Source organism: Wolbachia endosymbiont (group B) of Episyrphus balteatus, assembly GCF_947250575.1.
Classification (GTDB): domain Bacteria; phylum Pseudomonadota; class Alphaproteobacteria; order Rickettsiales; family Anaplasmataceae; genus Wolbachia.
The window spans coordinates 748805-767892 of sequence record NZ_OX366325.1 but is presented as its reverse complement, the minus strand read 5'-3'; the positions used below and the strand labels follow the sequence as shown (position 1 = coordinate 767892).

Here is a 19088-nt window from a genome sequence, read left to right as displayed (position 1 = left end):
AAGGTCATTTGATTCAGGATAAAGCTAAGTTAGTCTCTTAATTTTTTGATCTCATCTAAAGAAAGGCCGGTTATTTCAGCGATAACATCAATAGAAACACCGGCCTTGAGTGAGTTTTTTGCAACTTCAATTTTACCTTCAATTTTACCTTTTTCATGGCCGATTTGGATGCCTTCTTGTCTACCTTTTTCTTGACCAACTTTAAGACCCTCATCAAATTTTTGAGCTAAAGCAGCTATCTCATCCATTATGCGTTTTTTCATTTGCTCATATGCTAATAACTCTTCTTCTGACCAATTAAACTTATTCATCTCTTCATAAGCTCGTTTTATTATTAGGTCACTACCAACTATCTTATCTAGATCCTCTTCCCTTGTTTCTCCTGCGTATCTAAAAAAGTAACACCATTTTTCTACTATATTTTCTAGTTGGTCTTCTTTGTTTTTCGTAGATTTTGGTAGTTCTATGAATACGAAGTAAAAATCCTTTAAGTCATGTTCAAAGCTATTTTGATCTAAAATGACATGATTAGATTTGTACTCAGCCTTATCTGGAAAAATAATACAATCAGCAACAGCAATAAAGATAATTTCCTTGAGGTTATGATAATCATCACCTTGATCTGCTTGACTTGAATAGGCTTTAGCAGCATAATATTGAGCACGCTTTTAAAGCCCTTAGTTTTAGTGAACTGCATCTCTATGATGTATCTGGAACCTTGAGAGTCCTTACAAAGAACATCAACAATACTCTGCTTTTTAGCGGCAACTTCAGGGTCTAAAATGGTAGCTAAGAATTCAACATCGTGAATAGCCGCTAAGCCAGTAAAGCCTAAAATATCGTTCAAGAAATGAATGAGGATATCTTTATTCTTCTCGGTGCCAAATATTCTTTTCAATGCATAATCGTTGCGTGCGTCAAGAAACTTCGAAAGAGCCATGAGAAAGTAAGTTAAAAAGCATTAATAATTATACACAATTCTGAAGAAATATTCAACTAAAATGCAAACATTTTGTATATCTTTATTTGGTAGTATTAACCTGTATAATATTTATGACAAATACCTCGATAAGGTACCAGATAGCACAAAAAGTAAGGAGCTGGAGGTTAAAACAAAAATATACCCTGAAAAACTTAGCAGACAAGGCAGGCATAAACTATCATACACTGCTAAGATATGAGCAAGGAGCATGTAGCATTCCAATTGGAAGGCTAAAAATCCTAGCAGAGTCGTTATCAATCCCTATTAGAAATCTCTTTCCAAGACAAAAAGTACTAAAAGAAAACAGTTGTTTTGATAAAGCTAAGACCCAGGAAATGTATAATTTCATAGAAAAAACAGGAGGACGCAAAGCAATTTATATGTTAACCAAATCTGTCCGAGCTGAAGAAGAAAGTAATGTAAAAGCAGCAAGAATAAGAATTGCAAGGAATCTAGTTAAGGCAGGGTTTGATACTGAGGTTATCTATCGAGTAACAGGCTTATCAATTGAAGAATATGCTGATAAAGAGAGATACGAGCCAAACGGAGGACAAGAGATAAAAAAATGGAAGAGGATATACGCAAGAAGAATTAGCAAAAAAGCTTAATGTAGGGCCCTCACAGATACATCACTATGAACAAGGTAACGTTACTCTTTTAAGTGAAAGGTTGTGGGAGATAGCAAGAGAATTGTCAGTAGATGCTGAAGATCTAATAAAGGAGTACAAAGAAAGTGATTGCGAAGGAGAAAGTGAATTATTAAGTTTGGCAAGAGAATATAGAAAAATTGACAATCAGGAATCACGAGATGAGCTAAATATATGGGTAGAATTTTTCTTGCAAAGAAAGCAATTTTACAAAGAGAAGATTGATAAAGTAGAGGAAATGAAAGTTACAAATAATTTACTTCAGTTAGGTTTTTCTACTGATGTTATTTCTAGAATAATTGATTAACAACAACCTTTTTACATAACTTGAAAACAAATATATATTAATATCTTTACTTATTCATGAAAAAATAAGTAAAAAAGATTGAAAAATTGATTTGACTTCACTCGAAAGCTATGGCCTTATGCCAATGCTGATAAAAAACAGCAGTAAATAATTAAAAACAATTTGTTATTAACGAGGAGTATATTTTATGAATAATAGTGAAAAACTTACAGAAGAAATAGAGAGAGTATTACAGAGTGGAGGAGGAAGTGCTCTATTTGATCGCGAAATAGTGGCAGTACTTCTAGGAGCAGTTCACGACAGAAAGCAAGCACAAGATGTTACTAAAACTCTAATGGATAATTGCCCAGGAATAGGAGAAATTTTAGGGCGAGAAATCGATGATCTGAAAATGAATAGAAGGAATGACCGAACATGCAGCCGCAGCAATTGAATGTGTTAAAGAAGCTTATAAAAGAGCACTAAGAGAAGGATTAAAGAGAGGACCTGTAATGGATAGCCAAGAAAAGCTGATAGAGTATGTAAGGGTAAATATAGGCTTTTCAGCAAAAGAAGCTGTTCAGATAATATACTTGGATAAACAGCACCGTCTGATAAGAGATGAAGTGTATTTTGGTACAATAGATGAAGTACACTTATCTGAAAGGAAAGTGGTAAAAAAGGCATTATCAATTATTCAAATCTTTTCTTCATGCTGTCGATTCTTCTTTCTTATGACCTTTTTGGACTATTATGGGAAGGGCTATAGTACTCCCAACCAGAACTTCACTTTCAGCCAAATAAAAACCCAAAACTTCTTTTCTGCCATTTTGCTAATATGTTATACATACATTTGCTTACACAATACCCGTCCTCCTTGACCTTAAAAAACCATGAACACTATTGGATATACAGATTGCAGCGGACGACTGCGCCATTCGTTGATTACCGGTAACAATTTGTCAGTAATACTTGATATCTCTTCTGCAGATATTTTATATTTCTTCTACATGCGATGCTATATCCCATGCCACTGGCATATGTACTTAAAACCTTTGCTTCAAGTTCGGTTGTTTGCCTTTTTCTGACTACTTGTAGCTCGAAACTTCCTTCTCTATCTCTTGGTGTCAATAGTTCAAATACTTGTCCGTAAAGTCTTTGAATTTCTTCGGTTGTTTTCTTCGCTTTCAGCCGACAAATGGTTTTCTATCTCGCCTTCCCTCTAGCAGTTTTTTTATAAATGGTGTTAATGCTCCATCTCTTCCTGTCAATGGTCTTCCTTCTCGTATAGATGATAAGATATTTGTTTCTAATTCTTTATAGTCTACCAAACCGGTAGTTGTGTTTGCTTGACTCATTGTCAAACCTCCATTTTTTTATCAATTTATTACTTTACTTCTCGGTTTGACACAGTTTATTTAACACTCCCGAGCTTAATAGACAAATGGTAGGCAAAAAAGCTTGTTACACCACCTCCAACGTTTCCATTACCCTTTTCCTTAAGTCATAACTATATGCTACTGGCATCCTTACCTTCACTACTATCAATCCATATCTTACTCTTTTTGGACTATTATGAGAAGGGCTATAGTTCCTTCTTTCTTTATCATTTATTTTGATAGTTCCAATCCTATGTTTATCACTATAACCAACACTGCCTGGCTCTAAATTAAAAAGCATCTTCGCTCCTCTTGTTTTTACATTTTAGTATAATGCAGATAATTTGTATTATCATAATCCTGGACCATATCCCCTTGCATTTACTTTGAGTAGTTGATTTTTATTAACCCCCTCTAGAAAGCTAGATGGATTTTCTATTGTATAATCTGACTGTTTAATAGCCTTATCTAACTCTTCAAATACGCTGCTATTTCTTTTAAAATACCCATATTCTATAGCTGTTAAAACACTTTTCCCCCCTAATAGACAATTTAGCCCTAAACTTGATTTATTCTCTAATTTGTTAAATCTTACTTCATCGACAAGCCTCACCTCTATTTTATTACTATCTTTCTCATTAGGACATAGATGAATACTGATCTCTCCTACTTCAGTGGTAAAAGACATTTCAATGATATCTCCTGAGATGTCTGTATAATTTCTCCTTCCTTCTATGTTTTCAACTCTAATTATACTTTTTCCAACTTGAACTATACCAATATTTAGATTTAAATCTTTAGCTTTTTGATTATTGAATATCTTTGCAACTTCAATAGTACTATTTTGTGGGTAATCTATACAAAAATATCCATTATCTATTTCTAGTTCAAAGTCATGTTTATCAATTTGCTCACTTTTACTTATAATACTTTCAAGTGCTAACTCCTTCAGCTTTGAAAGGTTTGCTTTTCGCTGACCTAAGGTATCTTTATCTGAACAAATTACGTTTACTACATCTCCATGCTCTTCATCGCTAAATCTGTTTAAAGATGCACCTTCTGATATTATCTGAAATATTTTTTTCTTGTGTAAAAACTCATAAATTCGAGTAGTGTCAGCAGATAAATATAGCTTTGGGAATGTGTCAGCTATACGATCTATCAAGGACATATCAGATTTATATGGAAAAGTGAACATTATTCCTTGTTTCAGTGCTTCGTTTATAACTTTATCAAGTTCTTTTTCGCACTCCTCATAATCTTCTTCGCTACCAGAGTAACCTAAAATGTCCAGATAATCATGGATCTTATTTATTTTTTGCCAAATACTTTCATACTTTTCTTCTTCTCTTGTATTCGGTTTTACTTTCGCTAAAGAAAAAGAATCTTTTTGACGAATTAAAACAAAAGTATCTTTTTCTTTATGAATTATGGCTTCATCATAGAATAGTTGACTGTAACGCCTACCAAAACTTTCATCATAATCAGGGCAAGGGCTAACATTGTTGTCATCGTCACTTTCACTATCCGTTTCGTTCCATACTTCAATTGGGAAATCATTATTTTCAAGGTTTTCATCTTCACTTGTTCGGCAATTTTCTGTTTTTCCATATAGCCAGGTTGATTTCTGGTCATCGCTACTTTCATCGTCAGCTTCATTCCATACTCCAATCTCGAAATCAGTATTTTCAAGGTTTTTATCTTCACTTGTTCGATAATTTTCTGCTTCTCTATCTGGTAAGGTTGATTCTTGGTCATTATTATCAATAATATGTTTAATTTTCACTTCAGGTACAAACTGAAGCTTTGCTATTTCTTCTCTTACGTTTTCTTTGTTTATTTCATCTGCAAGAGACACTTCATTACTAATATAGAAATTTTTCTGTTTTAAACTTTCGTTTTCCTTCTGCAGTCTATTGAATTCTGTAAATAGTTCTTTATACTCTGATAAATAAATACAAAATTGATCTCTTACATCATTAAGCTCCTTCTCTTTTTCTAATATCTGATTTTCATAATCACCTTTCAAATCCTCTATACTGTTTATCAGCACTGTACTTTCTTTTCTTACTCTATTTAACTCATCTTCAGTCAAAACCAGTTTTTGCTGTAATTCTTCATTTATTTTGTCTGTTAACTGAATTTCATTCTTTGCCTCTTTTAATTGATTATTTAAGTTCTTAATTATATCACTTTTGTTCTGAGTTTCTAATAATAATATTTCTACTTTCTGTTTTAGCTGTTCGATGTCTTGATCATTTTCAGTTAAATTTCTCGTCCTTCTTTGTAATTCAACTTCAAGCCTTTTAATTTTCCCTTCTAGGGTTTGCATTTCTCTGGTAAGTTCACTTACTTCTTCGTAATACTCTTCTACTCTTTTCTTATAGTGTTTTTGTAACTCTACATTTTTTTTAAGATCAAAATTTTCTTGTTGTAGATTTTCTATTTTACTTTTCAAACTATCTATTGCTTGATTTTCTTCATTGCTAATCTCAAATACCTCTTCAGGAAAATCTTCAAATTCACAAGATGAATTGCCTTCAAGGTCGTTACTACCAAATAAATTATATTGTACTACCTGCTTTAAACTAAACATACCTATACCCCCTACTAAAATAAACAAGTAATATATTGTATGCGCTATATATCATAAATACAATCAATTTGAATATAATCTATTTACTAATTCGTATTGTGAATTTTTATAGAGTAGGTTTAGGTGTAAAATATTATAATACCATTAAAGCAGGTGAATAAAGCACAGTCTTTTTGAGAGGATAAATTTAATGAAAAGACCATACTAATTAGTGTTATAAGGAATTGAATTATTGACTCTTCTGAAATTGCAAAAAAGGTCATATATTTGTGAGAACACGTTGCGTAAAAATAAGGTTATAAAAATAGAAGATTTAAATTATTTCCATAAGCTTGAGCAAATTAGTTCGTATATAAATTTGGTGAAAGTAGTCTAAAATAGCTAGTTTCGTGTTGTATTAAAATTACTATAAAGGAAAGTTCGCATAGGTTGCGTGGTAGACCAACGCATCCCAAAACAAACTCTTCTCTCACTAGCCGGTTTTAGTTATTAGAGACGATCAAATTACTCAGGTCATTTAATACCAAACAAGTATAAATTTATTTCATTACTTATCTAATTACAAGATAAGAATTACGTATTAATAAATAATAAAGGTTAATCTAGTAATAAATATATTGACGTATTAATAATATTATTATATTCTTAATATAATTAAATAGTTAATAAAAGTTATGAGTATTGTATTTTATTGTGAAGAGTTTAATGAATGTGATTTAGACAATGGTAAAACTCCTTTAAGGAAAAAGTTCAATGAAATAATTAAAGATTTAGAGGAAAACAACAGTACAAGCCAAGGAAATATAAAGTTAATAAAAGGTGATGGGAATATTGAATATTTTCGAGCTAAATTAAGTGATAGTGACAGATTACTATTTACGAGGAGAAAACATAATGACAAAGATGCTTTTGTTATTTTAGAAGTAATTCTGAATCATGATTATCATAAGTCTAAATTTTTAACGAATAGAGAGAAAATAAGAAACATAAAAATAATAGGTGAAGAAGTTCCTGATACAGTAGAGATTGAAGATGCTCCACAAGTTAGTTATCTCGGTAAATTTATTACTTTTAGTGCAAAGCAGGAAGATATAGTTGAAAGGATTGAATTGCCTTTAGTTATCAATGGAGCTGCTGGTAGTGGAAAGACATCAGTGGCTTTGGAGAGCCTAAAAAGGATAAAAGAGAAGTTCGAGGAAGGAAAAGTTCTATATATTACCCAGTCTGAAAATCTTATAAAACAATCAAAAGAATTATTTGAATACGAATACTATGATGAAATTGCTGGTGAATTCAAGATTGGCATTCCAGAAAGAATTGAGTTCTTATCTCTTCATGAGTTTCTTGAAAAGAAAGCAGAAGATATAAAAGGAAAGAAGCCAATTGATAGAAATAAGTTTTTTTCATGGTTCGATGAAATATGCAAGAAAGATAAATTTAAGGAGTATAAAAAAGACGGAGATAAAATATTCGAAGAATTTACAGCTGTAATAGGGGGAAAAGGCTTATTAGGAGAGAACGGAAAAGACCTATATGAGAAATTAGGAAAGAGAGAATCTATGTTTCCTGAGAATGAAAGGAGTAATATTTATGATTTTTTTAAAGAGTACAGGAAGTTTATAGAAAAAGATTCAGAGTATTATGATCCTAATCTTGTTACTCATCAATGCATTACAGAAGGAATGTATGATGCGATTGTTGTAGATGAAGTTCAGGATTTAACTGAGAGCACATTAGATCTGGTGTTAAAGAGTTTAAAAGATGAGAATAAGAGTAACTTTTTACTATGTGGTGATGTTAATCAAGTAATACATCCAAGTTTTTTCTCTTTATCTAAGTTAAAATCTTTTCTTTGTCAAAATAGATATATAATGAGCCAAGGATCGGGAGTTTTTTATACCCTTGAGAGGAATTATCGTAATAGTGAGCAAGTTATTGAATTCGCCAATCGTATACTACATCTTAAGAATTATTGTTTTGCTTCAGAAGATAAAATAACAGTAGACAACGCTTTTTTCATGAAGAGTGAGACTAAGAAGAAAGGGAACGTTGGCTTTATTACTGATGATAAAAAAGAAGAAATAGCAAAACAAGTAAATGAATCTATAAATTGCGCTGTTTTAGTTCTGAATGATGAAAGTAAAAAAAGTGCACGTCAGTTATTTGATACTCCACTTGTGTTTAATATACATGAAGCCAAAGGCTTGGAATTTGAAAATGTGATTCTTTACAAGTTTACATCATGTAAAGCTTATAATGAAATATGGAAGATAGCATGTACGGATAAAAGTGACGGGGAGATAGATAATACTATTAATAGAATTCGTGATTCATACAATGAAAAGGAAGTTAACACTTCAAGAAATAAGGATAAGAAAGATAAGTCTTTGGAGAAATATAAATTTTATATGAACGCTCTGTATGTTGGAGTTACTCGTGCTGCTAGTAATGTCTACATTATAGATGATAAAAGTAATTTATTGAAAATAATAGAACCAGAGGAAGAAGATAATGTAAATATTGAGCAAGAAAAATCGAGTCCTGAGGAATGGAAAAAGAAGGCACTAGAGTTAATAGAGAAAGGAAACATAGAGCAAGCTGAACGTATAGCAACAAAATTGCAAAAGGAAGGAAAAAGAGAATATGCTGAAGAGGTTACGAATGCGTTGAAAGCTAATAGAGATCATGAAAAGGATCAGGCCTTAGATAAAAACAAGCGTGCAAATTCAGTGTTAGAGAGTGATATAAGTTCTAGGTCTTCACAAAGCTCAGAACATGAAGGAGATGATATTAGCAAACCTCAGAGTAAAGAAAGTAGACATAATAAAAACAAAAAGAAGAAAGCTAAAAAACGCCATCAAGTTCAAGAGGTGGAACCACAGCTTTCTTTAGAAGATAGTACTAGTCAGAGTAAAAAACCTCAGAATGTAAGGCATAATCAGGATCTAAATGATGAAAAGGAATCAAAAAGATTAGAAAAGAATACAAAGGAATTATTTTTAGCTTTAAGAAATAAAAATCCGAAAAAGGCTAAAAGATTAATTGAGCAAGGAGTTAATGTTCATGCTAGAGATAAGATAGGTAGTACTGCTTTACATTGGGCAGCAGAAAATGGTTATTATGAAGTAGTTCACTCTCTTCTGAGTAATGGAGCTGAGATTAATGTTAAAATTGATAGGGAAGATTTTACTCCTTTAAATGCGGCAGTAGTGGGTGGTCACTATGATATAGTTGCACTTTTTCTAGAGAAAGGAGCTGACATTCATACTAAAGCTACTGGAAAATATGCAGGATATACTTCTTTACATTTTGCAGCAGAAAAGAATCACCTTGATATAGTGAAACTTCTTCTGGATTATAGAGCTGATGTTAATGCTAAAGATGATTCAGGTAAGACTCCATTACATAACGCTGCTGAGAATGGTCATTTAGAGATAGTTAAATACCTCATCGAAGAAAAAAATGTTGATGTTAATGCTAAGACTAAAGTAGATGATACTCCTTTACATTTGGCAGTAAAAAAAGGTCTCTATGATATAGTTAAATTTCTTCTGAAGAATGGAGCTGAAGTTGATGCTAAGGATCAGACAAAAACTACTCCTTTACATTGGGCAGCAGCAATAGGTTGTAAGAGTATAGTTGAATTTCTTCTGGCTTATGGAGCTGAGATTAATGCTAAAATTAGTCAGCAAGGTTATACTCCTTTAAATGCGGCAGTAATGGGTGGTCACTATGGTATAGTTGCACTTTTTCTAGAGAAAGGAGCTGACATTCATACTAAAGCTACTGGAAAATATGCAGGATATACTTCTTTACATTTTGCAGCAGAAAAGAATCACCTTGATATAGTGAAACTTCTTCTGGATTATAGAGCTGATGTTAATGCTAAGACTGATGAAGGTAACACTCCTTTGTCGTTAGCACTAGAAAATAGCTATTCCAAGATTATTGACCTTCTGCTTGCTGATCCAAATATTAATGTTGGTTGTATAGATCTCAAATCCGTTAAAAATGAAGGAGATAAAAGAAAATGTGTTATAAAAAGAGTTCAAGATGGCAAGTTGTTTAATAAGGTAAAAGAAGCGGCAAATGAAAAGGATACGCGTAAGCTAGATAAATTACTCAAAGAGATAAAAGAGTTACTAGAATCAAAGAACAAACATGGTTTCAAACCAAGCTTAAACTACTCTCCAGATGGTAATGATGAAAATACGACTATTGAAATTGCCATTAACGCTGGTGGAAAGTTACTGCATCTTTTATATGATTATGCTGAGAAGAATATAGATAAAAACACTAAAATATTTAAAAAACTAAAACGTGCTAAAGAAAATTCTCAATCTAAGGGAGATCTTTGTGATGTTTCTGTTTTAAAACATTCTACTCCAGATCAAGGCTTTGTATTTAGGGAGTGTTAAATAAAGTGTGTCAAACCACATTTTCAACTCAACTCAATTTTCAATCTACCAGGAAAGAAAATATCAAGCTGTGACATAGTTAATGCCCAATCACGTACAGGCATCGTCCACTTTTCTTCCACCTTTTTTATAGCACAATATACCTGTTTATACAAGGCATTTGTGCTGGTAAATGAGCCTTTGGTCTTGGTGAATTTTCTAATTTGCCTGTGTAGTCCCTCTATCGGATTAGTGGTGTAAATTACTCTCCTCATTGGATCAGAATACTTGAAATAACTAGACAAATTTTCCCAATTATTCTGCCACGATTTTATAACCATAGGGTACTTTGCACCCCATTTTTCATCCAGTTCTAGTAGATAATTCTCAGCAATTTCCTTGCTTGGTGCTTGATATACCTTCCTCAAATCACTTAAAAAGCTCTTTGTATCTTTGCTAGCCACATACTTCAATGAATTACGTATCTGATGCACTATACATAGTTGTACTTCTGTATTAGGAAAGACGCTGTTTATAGCTGTAGGAAAGCTTTTTAACACAGGCTATTAGGATATCTTCTTGTATCTTGTCAAAAGCATCTGATGTTTTAAGCTTAAGCATTAGGTGGAGAAGGGAAGAACTTTGAATATCTCCTTAGATATAAAATCTGTGTGGTAGACAAGAGTTCCCTTCTCAAAAGTATAGGCTGAACGGTATCGTAGAAAGACCTAAATGGTTATAATTCTGTATCCACAAGGTTAGCCTTACTTTTCATTTTAATAGTAACGTATGGAGTTATATATGATCAACAACTTTTTGGGTATAGACATATCAAAAGATCGCTTTGATGTTTCTCTTTCATTCATAAGCAACAAAGGAAAACGTGAAACCAGGAAAAGGAGTTTCAAGAATAATGATCATGGGTTTCAAGGTTTACTGAGCTTTCTACAAAAGCATAATGTAGAACAAGTAAAAGCCTGCATGGAAGCTACTGGTTGTTATAGTGAAGCCTTAGCTGAATTTCTACACAATACTGGACATTTTGTGAGTGTTGTTAATCCAGCTTGTATAAGATTTTATGCAAAAAGTAAGCTTATACGACAAAAGAATGATCAGACTGATGCAGAGATAATTGCCGATTATTGCCAAAGACAGGAACCTATTCGTTGGGCACCACCTTCTCCTGAGTTAAAGAAATTAAAGCATCTTTATCGTTGCTCGGCTGCGTTAAAAGATGAATTGACATTAGTAAATAACCACTTAGAAAAAAAAGAGAGACTGCCTAAAGAAGTTGCAAATGCTTGGGAAGACCTTGCAATGAACATAAAACAAAAAATAGAAAGAATAAAAAACTCCTTACGTGAACTATTAAATAAACACAAAGAATTGTTGGAAAATTTTCAACTTCTATTGACCATTCCAGGAATAGGAGAAGAATCAGCAGTAGCTATTTTGGCTGAAGTTCCTAACATAAAAGCTTTCAAGGATGCCAGGCAATTGGCAGCATATGCTGGAGCTATACCACGAAATATAACGTCAGGTACGTCTGTACATGCCAAGCCCAGATTAAGTAAATCCGGTTCACGAACATTATGTAAGGCAATGTACTTTCCTGCCATAGTAGCTAAGAATCATAATCCTACTATTATGACTTTTTGCAAAAGGTTAAAAGAGAAAGGCAAGCATAACATGGCCATTGTGGGAGCTGCAATGCGTAAGTTACTCCATATTGTTTTTGGTGTTTTAAGGTCAAAGAAGGCTTTTGATCCAGATCATATCAAAAACTACAGAGCTAGGAGTTTGGCTGAAAGTTTAGTGCTTTAAAATCAAAAAACGCTCCAATTATGTAAAATAGTATCTTACACAAATTTTGTAACTGGTTAGTGAATATGTTGATAAGTAAATTAATTTTATACGTACAAAAAAGCGGAAATTTACTTATCAACATATTCACTAACTATAATCTGTGTACCGTTACACAAAATGTGAATTGGAAGTATTTTTTAATTTTATGATACAGCTTGAACAATTTTTGTAATTTTTTTGTTGACTTGCAAGACGGTATCTACACCTCTTTCCTTGAGGTCGTTTAGTACACCTAACCAGAAGTTCGCTCCTTCACTTTCAGCTAAATAGAAGCCTAACACCTCTTTTCTGCCATTCTGATCTATACCTAATATATTATACATGCACTTGCTTACACAGCGTCCGTCCTCTTTTACTTTAAAGAACCATAAAAACTATCGGATAAACTGCCTGTAAAGGACGACTGCGCCATTCGTTAATCACTGGCAATAATTTATCAGTAATACTGGATATTTCAGCAACCGATATCTTGTTGTCATAAATTTCTTCGACGTGTGACATTATGTCTCTATATCCCATACCGCTGGCAAACATGCTCAAAATCTTTGTTTCAAGTTCAGAATGTAGGCTTGTTTGCCTTTTTTTGACTATTTGTGGCTCAAAGCTTCCTTCTCTGTCTCTTGGTGTTAGCAGCTCGAATACTTGTTCGTAAAGTTTTTGAATTTTTGCCGTTTCTGCGATTATTTTCTTCGTTCCTATTATTTGATAAATGGCTTTCCATTTCACCTTCTAAACTTGCCTCTAGCAGCTTCTTTATCAATGGTGTTAGCGCTCCATCTCTTCCGGTAAGTGGCCTACCTTCTCGTATAGATGACAGAATATTTGACTCTAGTTCTTGATAGTCTACTAATCCAACATATTTATTTGCCATTTTTTCACTCATGTGTAAAACCTCCGTTTTATATTAATTGTAATATTTTACTTTTCGGTTTGACACACTTTATTTAACACTCCCGAGCCTGTACATGATCTCAAGAAAGGATTCAACCACTATGGATTAAAATCCAAAGATTGAGAGAGAGCATAGAATGCTAACTTTCGACTTACCAAATTTATCTTCTTTTTTAGAGTGATTTTCAATATAATTTTTTATCATTTCATCAGTTACGTTTTCGCTAGTCCTGACAAAGTAGCCTACTGCCCATAAGTGTTTTCCCCAGTATCTTTTTCTCAGCTCTGGAAAGTTTTGCTGGATTTTTATGGAACTTTTTCCTTTTATTAACTGCACTAACTTACTAATACTTAAGTATGGGGGTACAGAAACGTATACATGTTGACGCAACTCTACCTCTGATAATTTCTACCTGATTATTTGCACATACTTCTTGTACAACTTCTTTAGTTTTCTGCCCAATATCTCCAACTAATACTGGATATCGATATTTTGTTATTCACACTATGTGATATATATACAGAGTGACTGCTTTTTCTATAATATTCCACATTCTTTCAAATTTTTCACCTTAAAATTATATTCTTGAAAGGATGGTCCAGGGTTTTTCTCCCAAATTTGGAACAATAAAGGGAAGAACATGCCAACAAAAATAAAAGATATAAAAGCCTCACAAACCACACCTAAATACATGGCGGTAGTCTACATCATAGTTTAATCATCTATCAATCCATATTCCTTCCATTTTTCCGTAACTTTTCTTACTACTTCTTCGCTCATTTCAAACTTTTGAGTTATTACATCAATCAACTATAAACCCTACTACCTCCTCTATATTTTTGTACATCTTCTGGATTAAATCTTGAGCTTACAACTTGTTCATCATTTAATCTTTCTCCAATTTTTGGAAATATGGTACTCTCTATCAGGCACTCCTTGACTTGCTCTTTACTTATGTCTTCCAATTTTTCAGTTACCTTTGTGATTTCTTTAATTATGAAGTCTTTTGAATGAACTAATAATGATGTTTGTTTAGGCAGAATTGCAACAATAGGTCTTGCTACAAGAGGAGTGCTTTCCTTCAATCTTTCCTTATCAAGATTCTCCTTCAACTTTTCTTCTTGCCTTGCAAGTTCCTTACTTAAATCTTCTTCACTTAGATCCAAATACTTAAGTAACTTTTTTAGCACAAACAAACCTTCATTAAATCTATCAGGTCCAAGCTCAAATTTATTATGATGCATCATTACAGTTTGAATTTTCTGTAAAAGCTCCTGAGAACTTTTGCCACTCAGTTTAGCAAGGTTTTTAGCTTCCACAAATTTCAAAAGAGCACTGTATGAAGTAGACTGATGAGTTACATCCATATCACGGCGTGTATAGTTCGGACCACTTGGCTCCAAACAAACAATGTTCGGAATTTCCACATTTTCATCACTTTTTTCTTTATTAATCTTCTTACTTCTGATTTCATTCCACAACACTGCATCAGTTGCTTGTTGATTTTCATCAGATAAAGATCTTGTATCTCCTGAATACTTGAATATTACATCTTCTTGTTCAGGATTTATTACCCAACCAGCAACCAAAGACTTGTGATGGTCAATACCAGATCTACCAGAACGATGATCTGCAGGAATGCTAACGAAATTTACTGTTTTGTTTGCCCCATCAATATTTTTGGTAACAGAAATCTTCGTATACCACTCCACCTCCTCTACTTGAATGAATCCAAAACTCTTGAATAACTTCTTATCCCCCATAGGTACAAGTACCTTCGGTTGAGGCCAATGTTTTGTTTTATAATACTTTAATAATTTTTTTAACGAGTTTTTGTCCACATGATCACGGTGATTGTGTGAGATTACGATAACATCAATTTTAGGTAACTTTTCAATTTTAGGGTGAGGGTTAGTTTTCTCTGGATAAAACAACCAGCTCAAACCGTTAAATACTGGATCTGTCAAAATATTAAATCCAGGAATTTGAATTAACTGAGTTGCATGACCCACATTCTGGATGGCGTATTTCTCCCCTTCTTGTAAATCTTGAATATCATCAGACTTATAAATTTTACTCTTATCTTTATTTTCTTCTTGAGAAAAGTAAGATAGTTTATTCTTCACAGCCTTTGATATAAATGGGGCAAAAAGACTCCTAAGTATCCTTTTAATTTGTGTCTCTATAAAAATCCTCAAATCATTTAATGTACTTTTATTGCCAGGATTAGTAATGTAACTACCCTTAGTTTTTCCAGTGCGTTCAAATTTTACATCCTTAAATTTGTCTTGTAATTTATCAATGTAATTACAATCAACATGAGCTTGGTGCTTTTGAGAACTTACCACAACATTTACCTAACTATGAACAAAACGTTATAGTGTATCATATTTTCAAATTTTTAGCAACTAAAGTCCATATTCTCCCACTTCTCCGTGACTTTTCTTACTATTTCCTCATTCATCTCAATTTTCTTTCCCCACTCTCGTTTACCCCAGTTATGGATGGCTTTGTTGCATAGCACTGATAGGCATGTAAATCACAGTGAATTTACGCAGCTAATTTAAATTCAGCCATACCTATATCAGTAAATTTGTTCAATAAGTAGCACTTAATTAACAGCTCTTTTTCACGATTTACCTCTGATTTATTTTTCAAGCCAAACCCAAATATTTGCTTCAACCTATAGAAAAAGACTTCAATATAAGACCGTGTTAACTTTTTTCTTCCATGCATTAATGCCATCTTCATAATTCTCATATGACCTAATTCTACTAATATACTTGTTTCTTTCTGATAAGTAGTCAGCTAAACAAATTTTAGTATCCTTCCTAAGGCGAATAATAGGCACAATATTGTATTTTCTGCATTCTTTATACACACTTTTTACATCATAAGCCGCATCTGCTCGAAATGTTATATTTATCACTGACTTCCTCTAACATATCGCAAACCGGCAAATAGTCCACAGCAACACCACTAGTGTAGTTCATGCTTTCTTATCATTTACGTTTAAAACAACATGTAGTTTTCTTACTTGACTATAACCACTGTATTTTCTTTTTCGAGTTACTATGCCCACCGTTATTGTTGTAGATACTAACTCTAGTACGGCAATTTCAATATTTTCGAAATCATCTTTATTGGTTCTATGGTCATCAATCTTCAAATCAAGCTTTTTAAATCTTCTAGAAGCTTGTGTATAGCTTAAGTTTTTTGCCTATTTGTACCATATAACCTTTTACAAAACCTACAGCTTGTCTCAAGCCAATTCTAAAAAGATATATGTATTAAAATTACAACTTTATCACTATAAGTGTTATTGCCACCTGAAACTTTTGGACTATTTTCATACCAATTTTCTATGAACAAAATGAAAAACATTTCCTCTTTTTTTGAGAAACTCGTTATATTCTCTCTGGTTACTTACTCTCATTTGTTGTGGCATAAGTTATACTTGTTTGAAAAATGCCTATTTTACAACAAAATGCGTTAGTAGCCATATATTAAAAAGCTTTTCTTCTTACAATACACCTCAACCAACACTAGCTATGCAACAAAGCCATACAGAATTAGCGTTATTAGGAAAAGAAACAAAAGTTAAAATGAGAGCTATAGCATTTTTCATCATAATTGGAATAGATGATACGAAGACAAAATTAACATAAGGATAAAAAGATCTAAATACAATTACTATTTTTATAATAAATAATTAATTTTTCAATATTTATATTGATTTTCTCATTAAATCTCATATAATATTAATATATTAACTTTGATGGTGGTAAAGAAATGCATAGTAATATAAGCGACGAAGTGGTGGAAAATTTAAACAAGTTAACTAGCTATAAACAAATAAATAAATTTAGAAAGGCATTTAATAACCTTAGCACTAACCATAAAAATCAATATATAGAGCATGTAAAAGCAAAGTCTCAAGGCTCTTCAGCTATGTCCGGCATACTAAATGCTCTAAAGAAGGAAAAGAAAGAAAAAGATGCACTTAGAATCTTTAATCAGTTACCTCAAGAGTTTGCTTTCAATACACTCGATTGTATTTCTCCCACAACTAATTTATTTACAACTCTATTGAGTGCATTAGATAAAAATGAATATATAGAGCATGTAAAAGCAAAGTCTCAAGGCTCTTTAGCTATGTCCGGCATATTAAATGCTCTAAAGAAGGAAAAGAAAGAAAAAGATGCACTTATAATCTTTAATCAGTTGCTTAAAGAGAATAAAAAGTTTGCTTTCAATACACTCGATTGTATTCCGCCCACATCTACTTTATTTCAAACTCTATTTAGTGCATTAGATAAAAATGAATATATAGAGCATGTAAAAGCAAAGTCTCAAGGCTCTAAAGCTATGTCCGGCATACTAAATGCACTAGACGAGAAAGAAGCACTTTCTATCTTTAATCAGTTACCTCAAGAGTTTGCTTTCAATACACTCGATTGTATTTCTCCCACAACTAATTTATTTACAACTCTATTTAGTGCATTAGATAAAAATGAATATATAGAGCATGTAAAAGCAAAGTCTCAAGGCTCTAAAGCTATGTCCGGCATACTAAATGCACTAGACGAGAAAGAAGCACTTTCTATCTTTAATCAGTTACCTCAAGAGTTTGCTTTCAATACACTCGATTGTATTTCTCCCACAACTAATTTATTTACAACTCTATTTAGTGCATTAGATAAAAATGAATATATAGAGCATGTAAAAGCAAAGTCTCAAGGTTCTAAAGCTATGTCCGGCATACTAAATGCACTAGACGAGAAAGAAGCACTTTCTATCTTTAATCAGTTACCTCAAGAGTTTGCTTTCAATACACTCGATTGTATTCATCCCCAATATACTTTATTTAAAACTCTATTTAATCAACTGAATCCTAAGGAAAAAGAAGAGTATAGAGTACATTTGAAGACAAAATCAACTGCCAAAGCTAAGCTTGTCCTAAGGAATTTTTATTTAAATAATCAAGAGAGTGTAAACAATTTAAGCACTGAAAACTCCAATGAACCGTTAGTACAAAACAGAGATGATTTGCCAGCAGCACATTTCTCTCCTATATCTCGTGCATTCGAGGAAACAGCTGTTGAATATCCATTTAATACTAGACCAGAATTTTCTTCTTACAAAGAGGATCAATCATGTAGCCAAATAGTACCTCCATTTGAGGGTTTTGGTGAACTTCATAATCAATTCCGCAATACTGTAACAGAAAATTCGACAGGTAGTAGCAGTTTAACGTCGAATGAGAATATATCAGATAGCCTAGAAGGTGAGCAACTATCCCCAGAGTATTATAACTATTTGATAAATGGAGTAGTTGACCTGCAATCCTCAATTGTGGATGATTTGCCAGAGTTAACTATAACTCCTGCATTCGAGGAAACAGTTGTTGAACATCCATTTGATAGTAGACCAGACTTTTCTTATGAAAATGAACCGTTAGTACACAAAAGAAAGAGAGATGATCTGAATGAATTTTCAGACTTGCAAATTGAAGAAAATTTCTTTTCAAGCTCTATTACATTAGAGCAAACAATTGCTGAATATGAGTTTGATGTTAGTGATCAAATACCAGACTTTTCTCATGAAGTGGAGCCACCAGCAAAGCGCCAATGCATATCAGTACCTCCATTTGGGGGTTTTGGTGAACTTCATAATCAATTCCGCAATATAGTACCAGAAAATTCGACAGGTAGTAACAGTTTAACGTCGAATGAGAATATATCAGATAGCCTGGAAAGTGAGGTAAATTCTCAATCAGAGCCAGATTCTCGGGTAAATGAAGAACTATCATTAACTAATCTACAACTCTTCATATTTGATAGACCAGGTGATTTGGAAGAGATAAATATAGATCAACCAAGAAGATTCCAGACCACAATAACTAGTACCCGGAGATAAAAATAAGGAGAAAGGTATCTGTTCAGGGTAGGAGTGAAACAAGGTAGACAAGATGATCTAAAAGACTAATCATAGAATAGCTGTGAGGTAATATACATTCTTAAATGGAACATCAGTAGTTAGA

The 19088-nt window shown here is 32.8% G+C and carries 10 protein-coding genes and 7 pseudogenes; 8 read left to right on the top strand and 9 right to left on the bottom strand.

Annotation, left to right across the window (positions count from 1 at the left end; genetic code table 11):
- Positions 1-29 precede the first annotated feature (29 nt).
- Positions 30-940 (bottom strand): annotated as a pseudogene (locus OOL05_RS03690) (Rpn family recombination-promoting nuclease/putative transposase).
- A gap of 113 nt (positions 941-1053) precedes the next feature.
- Between OOL05_RS03690 and OOL05_RS03685 the strand changes: the two are divergent.
- The 4 genes and pseudogenes from OOL05_RS03685 to OOL05_RS06715 form a co-directional block, all read left to right on the top strand.
- Positions 1054-1590, top strand: coding sequence for a helix-turn-helix domain-containing protein (locus OOL05_RS03685; protein WP_264375518.1), 537 nt, complete (start codon positions 1054-1056; stop codon positions 1588-1590).
- A gap of 16 nt (positions 1591-1606) precedes the next feature.
- Positions 1607-1936 (top strand): transcriptional regulator, encoded by a 330-nt coding sequence (locus OOL05_RS03680; RefSeq protein ID WP_264375546.1) that lies wholly within the window; start codon positions 1607-1609, stop codon positions 1934-1936.
- Between the two features lie 187 nt (positions 1937-2123).
- Positions 2124-2369, top strand: a complete 246-nt coding sequence (locus tag OOL05_RS03675; RefSeq protein ID WP_264729846.1) for a hypothetical protein — start codon at positions 2124-2126, stop codon at positions 2367-2369.
- Positions 2341-2547 (top strand): annotated as a pseudogene (locus OOL05_RS06715) (DNA repair protein RadC); the annotation flags it as partial. The gene OOL05_RS03675 and the pseudogene OOL05_RS06715, both read left to right, overlap by 29 nt.
- Before the next feature lie 153 nt (positions 2548-2700).
- Here OOL05_RS06715 and OOL05_RS03665 read toward each other — a convergent pair.
- The 3 genes and pseudogenes from OOL05_RS03665 to OOL05_RS03655 form a co-directional block, all read right to left on the bottom strand.
- Positions 2701-3273, bottom strand: a pseudogene (locus tag OOL05_RS03665) (transposase); the annotation flags it as partial.
- A 106-nt stretch (positions 3274-3379) separates the two neighbouring features.
- Positions 3380-3595, bottom strand: coding sequence for a hypothetical protein (locus OOL05_RS03660; RefSeq protein WP_064085299.1), 216 nt, complete (start codon positions 3593-3595; stop codon positions 3380-3382).
- A 51-nt stretch (positions 3596-3646) separates the two neighbouring features.
- Positions 3647-5890 carry a coiled-coil domain-containing protein gene (locus tag OOL05_RS03655; RefSeq protein ID WP_264729844.1) on the bottom strand — a complete coding sequence of 748 codons (2244 nt, stop codon included), beginning with the start codon at positions 5888-5890 and terminating at the stop codon, positions 3647-3649.
- Positions 5891-6564: 674 nt separating this feature from the next.
- Between OOL05_RS03655 and OOL05_RS03650 the strand changes: the two genes are divergently transcribed.
- A complete protein-coding gene (locus OOL05_RS03650; RefSeq protein ID WP_264729841.1) occupies positions 6565-10308 on the top strand; it encodes an ankyrin repeat domain-containing protein in 3744 nt (1247 codons plus the stop codon).
- A gap of 23 nt (positions 10309-10331) precedes the next feature.
- Here the strand turns inward: OOL05_RS03650 and OOL05_RS03645 are convergent.
- Positions 10332-10869 (bottom strand): annotated as a pseudogene (locus OOL05_RS03645) (IS256 family transposase); the annotation flags it as partial.
- Between the two features lie 219 nt (positions 10870-11088).
- On the opposite strand from OOL05_RS03645, the gene OOL05_RS03640 reads away from it, so the two are divergent.
- The gene (locus tag OOL05_RS03640; RefSeq protein WP_070357039.1) at positions 11089-12111 is read left to right on the top strand and encodes an IS110 family RNA-guided transposase; all 1023 of its coding nucleotides are present in this window, start codon (positions 11089-11091) and stop codon (positions 12109-12111) included.
- A gap of 230 nt (positions 12112-12341) precedes the next feature.
- Here the strand turns inward: OOL05_RS03640 and OOL05_RS03635 are convergent.
- From OOL05_RS03635 to OOL05_RS06840, 4 genes and pseudogenes are all read right to left on the bottom strand, one after another.
- Positions 12342-13036: pseudogene (locus OOL05_RS03635) on the bottom strand (IS256 family transposase); the annotation flags it as partial.
- Positions 13037-13150: 114 nt separating this feature from the next.
- A pseudogene (gene tnpA, locus OOL05_RS03630) lies at positions 13151-13596 on the bottom strand (IS200/IS605 family transposase).
- 255 nt (positions 13597-13851) lie between these two features.
- A complete protein-coding gene (locus tag OOL05_RS03625; protein ID WP_264729839.1) occupies positions 13852-15393 on the bottom strand; it encodes an MBL fold metallo-hydrolase in 1542 nt (513 codons plus the stop codon).
- A gap of 202 nt (positions 15394-15595) precedes the next feature.
- Positions 15596-16493, bottom strand: a pseudogene (locus tag OOL05_RS06840) (transposase).
- Between the two features lie 13 nt (positions 16494-16506).
- Here OOL05_RS06840 and OOL05_RS03610 point away from each other — a divergent pair.
- Positions 16507-16713, top strand: coding sequence for a hypothetical protein (locus OOL05_RS03610; RefSeq protein ID WP_264729833.1), 207 nt, complete (start codon positions 16507-16509; stop codon positions 16711-16713).
- A 124-nt stretch (positions 16714-16837) separates the two neighbouring features.
- Positions 16838-18964, top strand: coding sequence for a magnesium and cobalt transport protein CorA (locus OOL05_RS03605; RefSeq protein ID WP_264729831.1), 2127 nt, complete (start codon positions 16838-16840; stop codon positions 18962-18964).
- The last annotated feature ends 124 nt before the right edge of the window (positions 18965-19088 follow it).